Source organism: Halorussus sp. MSC15.2, assembly GCF_010747475.1.
GTDB lineage: Archaea > Halobacteriota > Halobacteria > Halobacteriales > Haladaptataceae > Halorussus.
Genome location: NZ_VSLZ01000018.1, coordinates 1 through 855, shown reverse-complemented (window position 1 = coordinate 855; position 855 = coordinate 1). Strand labels below are relative to the sequence as shown.

Here is an 855-nt window from a genome sequence, read left to right as displayed (position 1 = left end):
ATTCGACCGGGCGAATGCCCGGCTTGACGGTTCCCAAGGCGTCGGTTTCGTTGCATAGCGGCACAGGAATATTAACCTGTTTCCCTTTTGTCTCATTCGAGTTGCGGTGAGACTTAGGACCGGCTAACCCTCGGCTGTTCAGCATTGCCGAGGAACCCTTGCTCGTAAGGCCGTCGGGGGTCTAACCCGACTAACGCTGCTACTATGACCAGGATTTTCGTTCCCATTCGGTCCACATGAATTCTCATCCATGCTTCCATCCGAACGGAATGCCGACCTACTCGATCACCCTGTTACGGGTGCGGCCAGGTCTCGGTGGTAGACTTGAGCCCCGATCATTTTGGGCGCCTCAAACCTCGGCCGGTAAGCTGTTACGCTTTTCTTAGAGGGTAGCTGCTTCTAAGCTCACCTCCCGGCTGTCTAGGGCTTGAGACCACCTTCGATCGCACTTAGTCTACACTTTGGGACCTTAACCCAGCTCTGGGTTGTCTCCCTCACGGTGCACAGGCTTACCCCGCACACCGGATTCCCTGCGTCGATGGTGTCCGTAGGTTTGGAGTTTGACAAGGGGGCCGACTTCTCTCGAAGTCGCGCCCCTAATCGGTCGCTCTACCCCACGGACGACCTCGGCAGAGGTCATGCTTCGACATGTTTCGGTCGGAACCAGCTGTTGCCAGATTCGATGGGCCTTTCACCCCTATACGTAGATCACGAGAGGGTATTGTAGGACACCAACTCTAACAGGCCTCCACGTGCCTTTCGGCACGCTTCGCCTTGTCCACGCATAGATCATCTGGTTTCGGGTCGCATCCGATTGACTCCCCGCCCTTGAAGACGGCGGCCCTGGTCGTAAGA

General features: G+C 56.6%; 1 rRNA gene. It reads right to left on the bottom strand.

The features are described 5' to 3' along the window. Positions 1–855 (bottom strand): 23S ribosomal RNA (locus tag FXF75_RS22305); the annotation flags it as partial.